Origin of the sequence: Pseudomyxococcus flavus (genome assembly GCF_050038885.1) — a bacterium.
Lineage (GTDB): Bacteria > Myxococcota > Myxococcia > Myxococcales > Myxococcaceae > Myxococcus > Myxococcus flavus.
In genome coordinates this window covers 6,561,071-6,574,483 of record NZ_CP143624.1, presented here as the reverse complement: position 1 = coordinate 6,574,483, position 13,413 = coordinate 6,561,071, and the positions used below count along the sequence as shown (strand labels likewise).

The window sequence follows — 13,413 nt, the reverse complement described above, 5'->3', positions numbered from 1 at the left end:
CACATGGTACTCTCGCCTGTCATGGGAAACCCACTTCTCAAGGGATCACCCATCCGTGGGTGGTTGTTGAGCTGCACGCTCCTGTTGCCAGGCCTGGCGCTCGGGCAGCAGCCGGCGGCACGGACGGTAACGGCCCGTGAGCACGGCTCCGCGTTCCGCTCGAGGCTGAACGCCGCCGCTCAGCTCTACGAAGAGCTCGAGTACGAGCAGGCGCTGATCGCCATCGGCAAGGCCAAGGCACTGGCCAGCACAGGGGACGAACGTGCGGAAGCGTCGGTCTACGAAGGCATCATCCTCGCGGACCTGGGCAAGCGGCCGCAGTCCCTCAAGGCCTTTCACAACGCCTTGTCATTGCGCCCCGACGCCCGCCTCCCTGTCAAGGTCTCTCCCAAGGTCGAGCGGGACTTCGAATCGGTGCGCAGCAAGGTCCAGAGTGAATCCCTGGCCATCCTTGCTCCCGAAGCGAACCAGTCCATGGGCTCCGGTGCCGGGGACCGGCCCCTTCTGACTCCCGAGCAGCACGCAACCGTCACACCGACGTCGACCCCGTCGTCGGAGCCCGCTCACCTTGCGGGCCTACCGGACGCGTCGAGGGTCGATGAAAAGGCCGGGTTCCGCGTCCGGCCGCTCCCCATGGCGCTGCTTGGAGCAGGGGTCCTGGCCGGCGGGCTGGGGAGCTACTTCGGGCTGCGTTCCCGGAGCAGCATCCAGAGCGCGCGCGACGCCATCTACGTCACCGAGAAGTCACGCCATCTGGATTCGGCGCAAGGCCAGGCGCTCGGAGCGAACATCCTGTTCGGCATCGCCGCCACGGCGGCGGCAGGCGCGGTCATCACCTGGTTCCTGGGTGACGAGGACGCGAGCGAGCGAGGTACGCCATGAATCGGCTCATGTCCGCGTGTCTGCTGCTCGCGTTCACCGCTTGCACGGTGCCCAGCCTCGACGAACTGCACCCGTGCGACATCGAGAACCTCACAGGAGGAGAGGCGGATGCGGTGCTGGGTGACAAGGCGACTTGCCGGGCCATCAAAGCAACCGTCGAGTACTCGGGCTTCCTCCCGGGCTGTGTGCTCGTGACCGTCCGGGACGAGGGCAGCGGGAGGGAGCTCTCCTCCCCCATCGAGGGCAAGGGAGCGCGCACCGGTGGCTCGCTGGCCATTGCGGTGCTGCCGCCCACGAGCTGGGGAGCCTCCGTCCAGGTGGAAGCTCGCGCGTATGAGCAGCGCTGCGAACAAGGCGCATTCGTGGTGAGCAGCGCGTCCCTCGTCACGCTCACGCCAGACGCGCCAGTCCCAGTGACGTTGTCGCTCCAGGCTCGGGACACGGACGGCGACGGCTACGTCGACGTGCTCAGCGGTGGCACGGACTGCGACGACACCAATGCCGCCGTCCGCCCGGGCGCGGAAGAGCGTTGCAACGACGTCGATGACAACTGCGACGGCATCTCGGACGAGGTGGAGCTTCGCCTGGGGCAGAGCTGCACCGTTGGCGAGAACTGCCCGGGGGTCCGCGCGTGCGGACCAGACAGTGACGTCATCTGCAACGCACCCGATGCCGTATTTGCCTACCCCGACCGGGATCAGGACGGCCGAGGCGACATGAACGCCACTCCCCGCGCCTTCTGCACGGGCATCGAGCCGGGCTACGTCCCGGGGCCCGCGGACGACTGCGACGACACCAACGCCAGCATCCGGCCCGGGGCACAGGAGCTCTGCAACGGCGTGGATGACAACTGCGACGGGAACATCGACGAGACGTTCCCCCAGTTGGGTGACGCTTGCGAAGTGGCCGCCAAGTGCCCCGGCATCCACGTCTGCGACCCGTCGGGCATCACCACGAGGTGCGAAGTCACGGTGTCCCCCAGCGACTGGTACGTGGACGAGGACGGCGACGGCGTGGGCAGCGGCCCGGCCACTCCGTCCTGCGGCCCACCTGGAACGGGGTACGTGAACCTGGGCGACGACTGCAACGACGGCAACCCGTTCATCTACCCGGGAGCGACGGAGCTGTGCGACGGCTTTGACAACAACTGCGATGGGAGCATTGACGGCATCGAGGTGTGCCCACAGGGCAACCCCAGATTCGTGACGCGAACCGTGGGAATGCCGGAACAGCAGTGGCGCTCCATCTTCACCCAGACGCCCGGCGATGTGATGGCCGTGGGCAGCGGCGGCAACAATGCAGTGCTCATCCCGGGTACGACCACATTCGACACCAGCGCCTTCGGTTGCGGCGCAAGCAACACCAATTGGAATGCGGTCTGGGCCGACATGGAGAACAACGGCCGCGGCTACATCGGTTCATCCGGAGGCAGGCTCGTATTCCTCGACAGGAATGAGAATGCCTGCACGCAGGCGCACGACATGGGTCGGTCGGTGCAGGGGCTCATAGGCTTCCGCCACGAAGGCACTCTGGAGATTCATGGCGTCACATCGGACTCGGGCTCGATCAACCAAGGATTGACGTTCATCTGGAATGGCGGAAGCGGCTCAGGCGCGCTGACCTTCGGCCCCGAGGACGTCGCACCGCTGTACGACGTCCACGGGCGATCCCGGTCCACGCTGTTCGCGGTCGGCGGTTATGAAACCGGAAGTACCCGGCCCCGCCTCTATCGCTTCAACGCCAGCAGCAGTCAGTGGCAGTCCCTGGGCATCCAAGACTCCATTCCAGGACTGGGACGTCTCCGGGGAGTCTGGGTGGCGAACGACAAGGTCGCCTTTGCCGTAGGCGAAGCGGCGAGCGGTTCGAACACGGTGATCCAATGGAACGGAAGCGCTTGGAGCAGGATGGTCTCCTTCCCCAACACGCACCTCGAATCACTCACCTCAGTCATCGCCTTTGGCGCCAAAGCCGTCTACATCACCGCGGAGAGCGGTCGCATCTACCGATACGACGGACACCAGTGGCAGATCATCTTTGACAGCCCGAGCTACCGCTTCTACGACATCGCGGGCACCAGTCCCGCGGACCTCTGGGTCGCGGGCGATAACGGACAGCTTCTCCACTGGCCGCAATAGGCGGCATCACCACCAGGGCCCGGCATCAGAGGGCCTTGGTGGCCTCGCGGCTCACTCCACCTCGAGGTTCAACTTGAACACGTTGGACTGCCCCGCCTTCACGTCGATGGTCCGGGTCACGTCCTTGCCCAGTTCCTTGTTGACGAGCCGAACGGTGTGGCGTCCCTCGGGAACCTCCACGGCCGCGAAGGGGGTCTGCCCCAGCACCTTGCCGTCGAGAGACACCACGGCGTAGGGACGGACACGAAACTCCAGGCTCCCCTTCGCAACAGTCGTTGCCCGGCGGGCAGGGGTGCTCGCCCGAACGCGAGACGGGGTCGCGGCCTTGGCCGCGGGAGGCTTCGCCAGCGCCGCCTTCGCCGCCACGGGAGCCACGTCCGCCTCCTCAGCAGGAGGATTGTTCAGACTCACCGGCTGCACGTCCCCGGCAGGACGCTCATCCGGGGGCGCTTTCGTCACGGGAACCGACTGCGTGAGAGCGGGCCTCTGCACCGCGTCAGGACTAGGACTGCCGTCTGCGGGCGAATCAACGGTCGCAGCAGCCACCTTGGACTCCTTGGGCTGGCTGCGAGGCTCCGACGGAGCCAGCGCCAACGGAGGAGGGTCCACGCGAACCGGCGTGGCCTCCCCCTCCCCGCCACGCATCAAGGCAACGCCGCCACCGACGGCCAGGACGACGAGCCCTCCAACCACCGCGGCCGCGAGACTGCTGGGCGTCTTGGCCTTTGGCGTCGCGAGATACTCCGTGCTCCGGGTGTGCACGGCGTCGTCCGCATCGCCCACAGGGGCAGCAGCCGACGCGGTCTCCTCCTGAACAACCGCCGCGGCCACCGCCATGGCCACGGCCTCCTCGTCGCGCTCCGTCCCCGACATGCGCGGAGTCCGGTGCCCGGCGGCCGCTCGCAGCTCGCTCGCCCGCGAAGGCAGGCGCTCCCGGGCCGCACCGCGAGCCACTCGCGGCTGCGCACCCGGCCGGAGCGCGGGACTCTTCACGACCACCGGATACGACTGAAGGGTGTCACGCTCATGCGGCCCCTGCGCTTCCAGCCCCCGCACCACGCCAGCGACGACCATGGGCATTGGCGTCGTCGGCGACGTCGAATCCAATGAAGCCGAAGCGTCCGGCGCCGGCAGCGCCCGAGGCATCGGCGTCGTCGGTGACGTCGAGTCCACGGGCGACTCCATGGACGGAGGCGGAGACCGGACCTCCGCCTTCGATGGCGGCGCCACGGAGCTCCGACCGGCCCCCTGTGACGGCGTCATCGCGGGCGCCGCCACCTCCGGCACCCACTGCGCGATGCGCTGCGCAATCTGATATGCGCCCACCGGCTCCCCGGTGGACAGCACGAAGCGCTCCAGGTCGTCCTGGAGCGCGCGGCAGTCCGGGTAGCGCTGCTCCCGGTCCTTCGCCAGCGCATTGTCGAGCACCTGCTGCAGCGCCACCGGCACGTCCGGCCGCCGCTGCGCCACCGGGATGAACGGCTCGAACAGGATGGCCTGCATCACGCTCACGTCCGTCGTCGCGTCGAACGGCCGCCTCCCCGAGAGCAGCTCGTACAGCACCACCCCGAGCGCGTAGACATCCACCCGCCGGTCCAGGTCCTTCGCCTGGAGCTGCTCGGGTGGCATGTACGCCACCTTGCCCTTCACCACGCCCGTCAGCGTCCGGTGCCCCTGCCCCGCCACCTTCGCGATGCCGAAGTCCACCACCTTCACCGCGCCCTGCCGCGACACCAGGATGTTGTCCGGACTCACGTCCCGGTGAATCAGTCCCAGGGGCTCGCCCGTCTCCATGTCGCGGAACTCGTGCGCATACGCGAGGCCCTCGGCCGCGGACGCCACCACCTTCGCGCAGAAGGCAGGTGGCAGCGCCTCCGCCGCCGCCTGCTTCACCAGCTTGCGCAGGTTCGGCCCGTCGATGAACTCCATCGCCAGGAAGAAGCTGCCCTCGGCCTCACCGAAGTCGAAAATCTGCACGATGTTCGGGTGCTCGAGCTGCGCCGCCAGCCGCGCCTCACCCAGGAACATGTCCACGAACGCCGGGTCCTCCGCGAGGTGCGGAAGGATTCGCTTCAGCACGAGCGTCTTCTCGAAGCCATGCGGCCCCGCGGCCTTCGCCAGGAAGACCTCGGCCATGCCGCCGGACGCAAGCTTTCGCACCAGCTGGTACTTCCCGATTCGCATTGACTCGGGTTCTCCCAGGTTTGTCGGAAAAGTAAAACCACCCGTCGCCGCTTCTGCCGGACTCCGAGCAATCAGGCGTTCCCAACGTTGACCCTGACATGACGTGGTCCGTAGGATTTCGCCACCCCATGCCCCCGAAGTTCATTGGTCCCTACCGCGTTCTGGAGACGCTTGGCAGTGGCGGGGCAGGAACCGTGTATCGGGCCCTGGACCGCCGCACCACCGACGAGGTCGCGCTGAAGCTGCTTTCGGCCGGCCCCGCACGGGACGCGCGTGCCGCGCGCAGGCTCGCGCGTGAGTTCGACACGCTGGTGGACCTGTCGCACCCCAACGTGGTGAAGGTGTTCGAGTCCGGGGTCCATCAGGGCGTGCCCTATCTGGCCATGGAGCTCATCGAGGGCCTCACGCTTCGCCACTACCTCGACCTGAGCAGCGACGACCGGATCTCTCCGCCGGGCGGACATACCCCGCGCAGCCCGCTGTCCGTGGTGCGCACCGCGGACGACGACTTCGGTCTCTCCAGGCAGCCCCTGTCGGACTCGATGGACGACTCGGATGACAGCCCGCACGAAGGCACCTTCGGCCTGGAGGCCTTCGCGGAGGAGGCGCCCAGCGAGGACCTGGAGAGCTTCGTCGGTGGCGGAGGCCTGAACGCCGGCATGGGCTCGGACGACTCGATGGACGGCTTCGACCTGATGCCTCCCGCTCCGCCCGCGTCGAAGCCCGCAGCGGAGCCTGGCCGCCTCCTCCGCGAGGAGGACCTCAACCGGCCCGAGCGCCTGGGGCGGCTCAAGGACGCCATGCTCCAGATTTGCGAGGCGCTGGCCTACATCCACGGGCACGGGCTGGTACACCGCGACCTGAAGCCGTCCAACATCATGGTGGACGACGACCGGCAGGTGCGGTTGATGGACTTCGGGCTCGCCAAGTTCCTCGCGGACGACGCGGCCATCACCGAGGCCGGCAAGCTGGTGGGCACCTACCGCTACATGGCGCCCGAGCAGATTCTGGGGGAGCCCCTGGATGGTCGCTCCGACCTGTACAGCCTGGGGGTCATCCTCTATGAGCTGCTCAGCGGGCGGCCCCCCTTCGACGCGAAGACGCCGCACGAGCTCTGGCGGCAGGTGCTGGAGACCGAGCCGCTCCCCGTGCTGTCGCTGAACCTTCATGGGGACCCGCAGCTCGCGCGCGTCGCCCACCGCCTCATCCGCAAGGAGCCGGACGACCGGTTCCAGACGGCCGAGGAAGTCTACGAGGCCCTGTCCGAGTGAATCCCTCCAAGCTGCACACCCTCACCGTGGACGCCGACAAGGCGGGCCAGCGGGTGGACCTGTTCATCGGTGACGCGCTGGGCCTGTCCCGCGCGCGCCTCAAGCGCCTCTTCGAGGCGGGCGCGGTGAAGGTGAACGGCCGCCCGGCGAAGAAGGGCCTGACGCTCACCGCCGGGCAGCACGTCGCCGTCGAGGTCGAGGAAGAATCGCGCGAGGCCGTGCCCGACGCGGACTTCCCGCTCACCGTGCTGCACGCGGACGACGCGCTCGTGTTCGTGGACAAGCCCGCGGGCCGGCCCTCGCACCCGCTGCAGTCCGGAGAGACGGGCACGGTGGCCAACGCGCTGGTGGCCCGCTACCCCGAATGCGCCCAGGCGTCCGTCGACGCGCGCGAAGGCGGCCTGTGCCACCGGCTGGACGTGGAGACCTCCGGGGTGCTCGTGGCCGCGAGGACGCGCGCGGCATGGAACGCGGTGCGCGAGGCCTTCGGCACGCGGGCCGTGGACAAGCGCTACCTGGCCCTGGTGACGGGGCCGCTGGCGGACGAGGGCGACATCGACGTCCCGCTGCGGCACCACCCCCGGCACCCGGACCGGGTGGAGCCCGCGCCCTACGGCGCCGAGGACGCCCGCGAGGCGGTGTCGAAGTTCACCGTGCTGTCGCGCTCGGGCGAGTTCAGCGTGGTGGAGGTGCGCATCCTCACGGGCGTCCTGCACCAGGTGCGCGCGCACCTGGCGGGCGTGGGGGCCCCCATCGTCGGAGACAGCCTCTACGGCGGTCGCGAGGCGCCCGAGCTGGGGCGCTTCTTCCTGCACGCCCGCTCCCTGGGCCTGACACATCCGGTGACGCGGCGGCCGATGACGGTCAGCAGTCCCCTCCCCCCGGAGCTGCGCGCGGAGCTGGAGCGCCGCGGGCTGCCACTGCCGCGAGGCGAGCACCGGGACTGAAGGCCGGTGCTACTCGCCCATCACCTTCACGATGACGCGCTTGCGGCGCTGGCCGTCGAACTCGGCGTAGAACACCTGCTGCCAGGGCCCCAGGTCGAGCTTGCCGGCCGTGACGGGGATGATGACCTGGTGGTGGACGAGCATGGACTTGAGGTGGGCGTCGCCGTTGTCCTCGCCCGTGCGGTGGTGCCGGTAGTCGGGGCCGAAGGGCGCCAGGTGCTGGAGCCACTCCCAAATGTCCTCATGGAGACCGGGCTCGTCGTCATTGACGAAGACGCCCGCGGTGATGTGCATGGCGGAGACGAGGACCATTCCCTCCTGGATGCCACTCTTGCGGACCAGTGAGGCCACCGTGTCGGTGAGGCGGACCAGCTCGCGCCGCTGCCGCGTCTCGAACCAGAGGTACTCCGTCAGGCTCTTCATGTCGGTCTCCACCGGGCGTCAGGGGGCCCCATTACAATGACTCACAACATGCGAGCCATCATCCACGTGGACATGGATGCCTTCTATGCGTCCGTGGAGCAGCGGGACAACCCGGCCCTGCGGGGCAAGCCGCTCATCGTGGGCGGGCATGCCCAGCGGGGCGTGGTGGTCGCCGCTTCGTATGAGGTCCGCCCCTTCGGCGTGCGCAGCGCCATGCCCATGGCCCGGGCCACCAAGGCCGCGCCCCATGCCATCGTGGTGAAGCCTCGCTTCTCCGCGTATGCCGAGGCCAGCGAGCAGGTGTTCGGCATCTTCGAGCGCTACACGCCGCTCATCGAGCCGCTGTCGCTGGACGAGGCCTTCCTCGACGTGACGGCGTCGGTGGGCCTCTTCGGGACGCCCGCGGACATCGCCCGGCGCATCCGCAAGGAGATTGCCGAGGAGCTGGAGCTGCCCTCCTCCGCGGGCGTGGCCACGGTGAAGTTCGTGGCGAAGATTGCCTCGGACCTCGCCAAGCCCAACGGACAGCGGGAGGTGCGCGCGGAGGAGACGGTGGCCTTCCTCGCCGGCCTGCCGGTATCGCGCCTGTGGGGCGTGGGGCCGAAGACGGAGGAGGCGCTCAAGCTCGCCGGGCTGAAGACGATTGGGGACGTTGCCGCCAGGGACCTGGACTGGCTGGAGAGCCGGCTGGGCACCAGCGGGCGGCACCTGTGGGAGCTGTCTCAGGGCATCGACCCGCGCGAGGTGGTGCCGGACCGCGCCGCCAAGAGCGTGGGCGCCGAGGACACGTTCGAGGAGGACCTCTCGGGGCTGGAGGCGCTCAAGCCGCACGTGCATGCCCAGGCCCTGCGCGTGGCCCGGCGGCTGCGGCGCGCGGCGCTGAAGGGGCGCGTGGTGCAGCTCAAGCTGAAGTTCGCGGACTTCACGCTCATCACCCGGCGCACCACCCTGCGAGAGGCCACGGATGACGGGCAGACGCTCTACCGCGCCGCGCTGGAGCTGCTGGAGAAGGCGCACCAGGGCAAGCCGCTGCGGCTCACGGGGGTCAGCGTGCAGTTGGACGAGGAGCCGCCGCAGCTGGGCCTGTTCCCCGCCGCCGCGCCGCGCACGGCGAAGCTGAACGCGGCCCTGGACAAGATTGCCGAGCGGTTCGGCAGCAAGGCCATCACCACCGCGGACATCGCGGGCAGCGAGGCCAGCGACAGCGCCGACCACCGCTCCGAGCGCCCCGTGGACAAGAGCGGGCCGAAGCCCTGAGGCATGGCGCTACGGGTGCCCCCTCCTCCGGATGGGCGGCACCCGCGCTCGCGCCGGGGCCCCGGGTCGCGATGCGGCTCAGGCGTCTCCCGCGTCGGAGCTCGGCTCGGAGGCGTCGGCGCTCTCGCCGGAAGCCCCGTTCGCGGAGGGGCGACGACGGCGGCGGCGACGGCGACGCTTGCGCTGGCCACCGGCCTCGCCCGCCTCACCGTCCGCGGCGGCGGCGCGAGGCTGCGGCACCTCACCGGCCTTCCAGGCCTCCAGCTGCTCGCGATTCTCGCCCGTCGCCTCCACCGTCATCTCGAACACGGTGAGGGCCTCGTTGAAGAGCGGGTGACGCTTGAACGCGGCGCTGCGACGGCGGCGCTCGCCCGTCAGCGTGCGCTGGGCCAGCAGCAGCATGCGGCAGCGCTCCGCGATGCGGCGCGGCAGCCGCGCGGACTGCACGAAGCCCGCGAGCAGGTCCTCCACCACCTGCGACACGGACGGGCGGCCTCCCTCCTGGGATTCCTCCGGCCCCGTCGAGCGGCTGATGGGGATGAGCAACATCGCCAGGAGGATGGCGTCGTCCAGGGGCTCCCCCGCGGACACGCGCCGGTCCAGCGCCTCGGCGAAGGCATAGAAGGTCTTCTCCCCTTCCTTGCCGTGCTGCTTCAGGTAGGCGTTGACGGGCGGCAGCAGGATTTTCAGCGCGTCCAGCGCGTCCAGCAGCTTGAGCGCCGGAGCGGACACGCCACCGCGGATGAGGCGGAACGTCTCCTCCAGCAGGCGCGCGGGGGCGCAGCGCGGCAGGTCCTCCACCGCGCCCTCCATGGCCGCGTACGTGCGCGACTCGATGTCCAGGCCCAGCTTGGCCGCGAAGCGCACGGCGCGGAGGATGCGCACCGGGTCCTCGCGCATGCGCACTTCCGGGTCGCCGATGGTGCGGATGAAGCGCTCGTCCAGGTCGCGGCGACCACGGACGTAGTCGATGACCCGTCCCTCGCTCACGTCGTAGAACAGGCCGTTGATGGTGAAGTCGCGACGACGCGCGTCCTCCTGCGCCGTGCCGAAGACGTTGTCGTGGGTGATGAGCAGGTCCTCACCGTCCCCGTCGTCCTCCCCCCCACCCGCATGGGACTCCAGCTCCGTCGGGTTCGCGCGGAAGGTGGAGACCTCGATGATCTTCCCGCCCTTGAAGTAGACGTGCGCCAGCCGGAAGCGCCGGCCGATGAGCCGGCAGTTGCGGAAGATGCCGCGCACCTCGTTGGGCGTCGCGCTGGTCGCGACATCGAAGTCCTTCGGCTTGCGCCCCAGCAGCAGGTCGCGCACGCAGCCGCCCACCAGGTACGCCTGATGGCCATGCTGATGCAGGCGCAGCACCACCTTGAGCGCGTCCGGGTCCAGCTCGTCCGGGTCGATCTCCGCCGGCTCGCCCGTGGGCCGGACGTGAGGCGCATGCAGCGCGCGCTCCGCGAGCGTGGGCTCCGGCTCGGGCTCGAGGACGGTGGGAGCCTCCTCGAGCTCCTCCTCGCGCGCCTCCGCGGCATCCTCGGCCTCGGCGGCGGCGAGCGCCTCCTCGGCGCCCAGGACGGTGTCGTCCAGGCCGTCGTCGGCGGCATCGGCCTCGTCGTCGTCTTCGTCGTCCTCGAGCTCGGCGTCCGCGTGCGCGGGGGCCGGCGGCTCGGAGGGGGCGGGCGCTGCAGTCGTGGTGGGGGTTTCTTCGGGGGCCTGCACGTCGGCGGCCAGGGGCTTGGAGGCGCTGTCCTCGTCAGAGGGCGCCGACAGCTCCAGTTGGGAGTTCATGGGTACCTCTTGTTCGCCGCGCTCGGAAGTCCCTGCCGCCTCGGGAGAGGCAACCTCGCGCGCGTCATTCTCGGGCGCAGGTGGCAGCAGACCGCCGGCAGGCGGCGTCTCAGTCGAATCTCGTGTCATCAGCCAGTGACGCCCCTCTCGGAGCGCTTGAAGGCCAGCCGTCTATACCGCATCCTCCGGGTAGGGAGTAGCGAGTGACGACATTGTTGTCGGATGTCGCCGGGCAGCGGGTGGACCTGCCCGCCGTCCTGCTCCGCCCCGGGGGCTGCGCCACGCGCTTGCGCAGCGGAGGTCGCCAGGCGGGGGACGGCTCGCGGGGATTCCTTCAGGAAGACGTGACGGGGCACTTTGTCCTGTATCAACACGGCAGCCGCGCGAAACGTTCTGGGACCGGGCGGTGCGGGGAGTGCCGGGCCCCACGCAGGGCAGGCGGCCGGCCCACCCTACCCCGGCTTGGACCGGGCCTTGTGGTTTCGCGGCAGTGCGTGGTGGATGAGGGACACGTAGTCCACCGCCTGCACCGGCGGCGGAGGTGGCGGCGTGCCCAGCGCGGCCAGGCGCTTGCTGAAGGCGGACAGGATGTCCGGCATGGGCCGCATCGCCGCGAGCAGCTTGTTGGGCCCCTCCAGCGCCTGGGACAGCGCCACCGCCGCCTGCTGGAGTGGAAGCCCGCGCCGCAACAGGTCCTGGAACGAGTTGGACAGGGTGATGATGTTGTGGCCCGCCGTCTGGACCATCTCCACGGCGATCTTCAGCACCTGATGCGCCGTCAGGTGGCCATCCGCCAGCAGCACCAGCGCCGCCTGGAAGTAGTTGAAGATGGGCACCACGCGCGGGCCATACGGCGTGAAGTGCGCCGGCGGCGTCAGCCGGTCCAGGTGGATGAAGATGCGGCGCACGGGGTCTCCCACTGGAATCTTCTTCCACGCCTCGCGCACGCGCTCCGCGTCGTCCGGGTACACCCCACCCGCCTCCAGCACCTGCGACAGCACCCGCTCGTCCACGCGGCCGGCCACCAGGTCCGCGAAGAGCGAATAGATGAACGCGTCCGCCTCCGCGTCGTCACCGAAGAGGACCTCCTCCGCCTCCACCGGCGCGTGCACCCGGCTCTCCAGGATGGCCGGCAGCTTGTAGCCCACCTGCCCGCGCAGGGCGCGGAAGCGGCCGCGCAGCAGGTTGCCCACGTTGTCCTTGAGGACGAACTCGTCCCACCGGACGCCATCCAGCTTGAGCTTCTCCTCCAGCACGGCCCGCATCTGCTTCGGACTGCCGGAGACGATGCACAGCCGCGAGTCCCCGTTCTCCGACAGCTCGCGGATGAGCGCGCTGGCGCCCGGCACGGCCACCTTCTGGTGTGCCTTCTGGAACGCCGTCCGCACCAGGTCACGGAGCGAGTCGAACTCCGTCTGGAGGTACGTCTTGTCCAGGTCCCAGCGGTAGATGCGCCGGGGCGGACGCGGGTCGATGCGGTCCGGCAGGCTCACTTCGTCAGGCCTTCCCGGATGGCGGCGCCCAGGTTGTTCGACACCACCTTCGCCGCGACCTTGCCCGCGTTGGCGATGGCCCGTGACTTCGAACGCCCGTGCGCCTTGATGAAGATTTTATCGAACCCGAGGATGGGCGCCCCGCCGTACTGGTTCCAATCCGTGATGTCCTTGATGCGCTGGATGCCGCTGGACAGCATCGCCAGCCCGGCGCGCCAGCGGAGGCTCTCCTTGTAGGCGTACTGGGCCAGCTCCACCACCGTGTCGTGGACGCCTTCCAGCATCTTCAGGCAGACGTTGCCCACGAAGCCATCGGTGACGATGACGTCCGCGGTGCCCTTCGGAATGTCGATGCCCTCCACGTTGCCGATGAAGTGGATGTCCTTCATCTCCGACAGCCGCGCGTGGGCCTCCACCACGCGGGGCGGGCCCTTCTGCGGCTCGATGCCGTTGGACAGGAGCGCGACCTTGGGGCGCTCGTTCCGGGAGATGATGCGCGCGTAGGCGGAGCCCATCACCGCGAACGTCACCAGGTCGTCCGCGGTGGCCTCCACCGTGGCGCCCACGTCGAGGATGAGCGAGAACGGGTCCCCCTTGGCGCCGCGCACCGAGCGCGTCGGGTACACCGTGGCCAGCGCCGCCCGCCGCACCCCGGGGATGAGCTGGAAGTGCCGGGCGCACGCCAGCACGCCCGCGCCCGTGTTGCCGGCGGACACCAGGGCCTGCGCCTCGCCCTCCGCCACCAGCCGCGCGGCCACCGCCACGGAGGCGTTCGGCTTGCGAGCCAGCGCCTCGCCCGGCTTCTCGTCCATGCCGATGAAGTCCGCCGCGTGCTGCACGGAGATGCGCTCGCCGTTGTGCTTCGTCTCCGCCAGCGCGTCGTCGATGAGGGCGCGGTCCCCCACCAGGAGCGTGTGGATGTGGGGGGACTCGAGCGACAGCATCGCCGCTCCCCGGACCACCTCCGCCGGGCCGTGGTCCGTCCCCATGACATCGAAAGCAATCGTCACTGGCTGCGGCTGCGTCCCCACCATGT

Annotated in this window: 10 protein-coding genes; 5 read left to right on the top strand and 5 right to left on the bottom strand. The window is 69.6% G+C overall.

The features are described 5' to 3' along the window. Nucleotides 1-3 precede the first annotated feature (3 nt). Complete coding sequence (locus tag VZL07_RS27675; RefSeq protein ID WP_426750788.1) at nucleotides 4-882, top strand: tetratricopeptide repeat protein; 879 nt, start codon at nucleotides 4-6, stop codon at nucleotides 880-882. Beyond that, complete coding sequence (locus VZL07_RS27670; protein ID WP_426750786.1) at nucleotides 879-3,017, top strand: MopE-related protein; 2,139 nt, start codon at nucleotides 879-881, stop codon at nucleotides 3,015-3,017. The genes VZL07_RS27675 and VZL07_RS27670 overlap by 4 nt, the downstream gene beginning before the upstream one ends. Nucleotides 3,018-3,068: 51 nt before the next feature. Here VZL07_RS27670 and VZL07_RS27665 read toward each other — a convergent pair whose 3' ends face one another. After that, on the bottom strand, nucleotides 3,069-5,201 hold the full coding sequence (locus tag VZL07_RS27665; protein ID WP_426750785.1) for a protein kinase domain-containing protein: 2,133 nt from the start codon (nucleotides 5,199-5,201) through the stop codon (nucleotides 3,069-3,071). A 128-nt stretch (nucleotides 5,202-5,329) separates the two neighbouring features. On the opposite strand from VZL07_RS27665, the gene VZL07_RS27660 reads away from it, so the two are divergent. Both VZL07_RS27660 and VZL07_RS27655 read left to right on the top strand, forming a co-directional pair. Then, nucleotides 5,330-6,472, top strand: coding sequence for a serine/threonine-protein kinase (locus VZL07_RS27660; protein ID WP_426750784.1), 1,143 nt, complete (start codon nucleotides 5,330-5,332; stop codon nucleotides 6,470-6,472). Then, a complete protein-coding gene (locus VZL07_RS27655) occupies nucleotides 6,469-7,419 on the top strand; it encodes an RluA family pseudouridine synthase (protein WP_426750783.1) in 951 nt (316 codons plus the stop codon). The genes VZL07_RS27660 and VZL07_RS27655 overlap by 4 nt, the downstream gene beginning before the upstream one ends. 9 nt (nucleotides 7,420-7,428) lie before the next feature. On the opposite strand, the gene VZL07_RS27650 is transcribed toward VZL07_RS27655, so the two are convergent. After that, nucleotides 7,429-7,842: a secondary thiamine-phosphate synthase enzyme YjbQ gene (locus VZL07_RS27650; protein ID WP_426750782.1), complete on the bottom strand. Its 414-nt coding sequence runs from the start codon at nucleotides 7,840-7,842 to the stop codon at nucleotides 7,429-7,431. Between the two features lie 48 nt (nucleotides 7,843-7,890). Between VZL07_RS27650 and VZL07_RS27645 the strand changes: the two genes are divergently transcribed. Next, a complete protein-coding gene (locus tag VZL07_RS27645; protein ID WP_426750781.1) occupies nucleotides 7,891-9,099 on the top strand; it encodes a DNA polymerase IV in 1,209 nt (402 codons plus the stop codon). A gap of 78 nt (nucleotides 9,100-9,177) precedes the next feature. Here VZL07_RS27645 and pcnB read toward each other — a convergent pair whose 3' ends face one another. The 3 genes from pcnB to plsX form a co-directional block, all read right to left on the bottom strand. Continuing rightward, nucleotides 9,178-10,884: a polynucleotide adenylyltransferase PcnB gene (gene pcnB / locus VZL07_RS27640; RefSeq protein ID WP_426750780.1), complete on the bottom strand. Its 1,707-nt coding sequence runs from the start codon at nucleotides 10,882-10,884 to the stop codon at nucleotides 9,178-9,180. A gap of 452 nt (nucleotides 10,885-11,336) precedes the next feature. Continuing rightward, entirely contained in the window at nucleotides 11,337-12,377 is a 1,041-nt protein-coding gene (locus tag VZL07_RS27635; protein ID WP_426750779.1) for a phosphatase domain-containing protein, read from the bottom strand. After that, a complete protein-coding gene (gene plsX / locus VZL07_RS27630) occupies nucleotides 12,374-13,411 on the bottom strand; it encodes a phosphate acyltransferase PlsX (protein ID WP_426750777.1) in 1,038 nt (345 codons plus the stop codon). The genes VZL07_RS27635 and plsX overlap by 4 nt, the downstream gene beginning before the upstream one ends. Nucleotides 13,412-13,413: the final 2 nt, after the last annotated feature.